Origin of the sequence: Streptomyces sp. KLMMK, assembly GCF_036961605.1 — a bacterium.
Lineage (GTDB): Bacteria > Actinomycetota > Actinomycetes > Streptomycetales > Streptomycetaceae > Streptomyces > Streptomyces telluris.
This window is the reverse complement of sequence record NZ_JBAMDC010000693.1, coordinates 1-1,779: the sequence shown is the minus strand read 5'-3', so window position 1 is coordinate 1,779 and position 1,779 is coordinate 1. Positions and strand designations below refer to the sequence as shown.

Below are 1,779 nucleotides of genomic sequence, written 5' to 3'. Positions count from 1 at the left end.
GGACGCCACGGCCCAGTACGCCGCCCTGCGACTGGCCCCCGAGGTCACCGCCCTGGCCGACGAGCGCATCCTGGCCGACACCCCCGAGGTCGAGCTGACCGCCTACGACCGGCCCGACTTCAACGACGCCCTGCAGGCCGCCGGCACGGGCGCCCAGGCCACCCAGGACCTGATCACCGACGCCCAGGTGCTGCTCTCCGCCGTCGCCCAGCTGATCGCCGCGGCGGCCGTGCTCACCGCCCTGCACCCCCTGCTCCTGCCCCTGCTGCTCCTGGCCGTGCTGCCCAAGGGAGCCGCCGCCGTCGCCGCGGCCCGCATCGCCCACCGCGCCGCCCACACCAGCCTCGCCGACAACCGGCTGCGCTACCTCCTGCGCCGCTTCAGCACCGAGCCGCGCACGGCCGCCGAGATCCGGGCCGGCACCATGGCCCCGTACCTGCGCCAGTGGTACGCCCACCTCACCGACCGGATCCGCACCCGGCACCGCGCCGCCGCCCCCCGCGTGCTGCTGGTGACGCTCTGCGGCGCGGCGGGCTCCGGCGCCATGCTCGCCCTCACCTGGCTGACGGTCGGCGCGCTCGTCCTCGGCGGCGCCATGGGCCTGGCGGTCGCCGCCACCGCGGTCGTCGCCGTACGGGCCTCCACGGCCGCGCTGACCTCCCTGGTCATGGCGGGGGCCCGGCTCTTCCGCACCTCGCTCTACCTCCAGGACTGGCAGGCGTTCCTGGACCTGGCCGAGGAGCTGCGGGCCGTACGCGGCCCGCTGCGGCTCGGGGCCGGCGGCCCCCGGGAGATCCGCGCCCACGACGTCTCCTACCGCCACCCCGGCGCTGCGCCCGGCAGGCCCGCCCTCGACGGCGTCAGCGTCACCCTGCGCTCGGGCGAACTCGTCGCGCTGGTCGGGGAGAACGGCTCCGGGAAGACCACCCTCTCCCGGCTGCTGACGGGGCTGTACCTGCCCACCGCCGGACGGGTCACCTGGGACGGCACCGACCTCGCCGAGACCGACCCCCAGGACGTCTGGTCGCGCGTCGGGCTGGTCCCGCAGGACTTCACGCGCTGGCCGATGGCGGCCCGCGAGAACATCACCCTGGGCCAGCCCCGCGGCGGCGACGACCTGGTGCACGCCGCGGCCCGCGCCGCGGGCGCCGACAGCGTCCTCCACGGTCTCCCGGGCGGCCTGGACGCCCTCCTCGCCAAGTCGTTCTGGGGCGGCCACGACCTCTCCGGCGGCCAGTGGCAGCGCTTCGCCGTGGCGCGCGCCTTCTACCGCGAGGCCGCCGTCCTCGTCCTCGACGAACCCACGTCCGCGATGGACCCGCGCGCCGAGCACACCGTCATCAGCCGCTTCAAGGAGCTCGCCGCGGGACGCGCCGCCGTGTTCGTCACGCACAATCTGACCAACACCCGCATCGCCGACCGCATCGTCGTCCTGGCCGAGGGCCGCGTCGTGGAGGAGGGCACCTTCGAGGAACTCGCCGTCGGGGGAGGACTCTTCGCAGAGCTGTACAAATTGTCCCAGGACCGGTGACGCGGCGCCGGCCCGGGCGGCCGTGGCAACGCCGGGTTCTTAAAACCCTCTTACCTCCGTTCGTTATCAACTCCCCATGCACCTCTTCACCTCCTGCCGCACCGCCCGCGCCGCCGCCGTCGTGCTCGCGGCCACCCTCCCGTGCATCACCCTCGCCGGGCCGGCCCACGCCGCCGCGCCCGCCCGGACGGTCCACGTGCACGGCCAGTCCGTGGACCTCCCCGTCCGCGGCGGCACCGCCACCGTCG

The 1,779-nt window shown here is 75.5% G+C and carries 1 protein-coding gene; it reads left to right on the top strand.

Going from position 1 to position 1,779, the window contains the following annotated elements:
• The coding region (locus tag V7793_RS37195; RefSeq protein WP_336014113.1) for an ABC transporter ATP-binding protein at positions 1-1,531 on the top strand (1,531 nt) is incomplete at its 5' end.
• Positions 1,532-1,779: the final 248 nt, after the last annotated feature.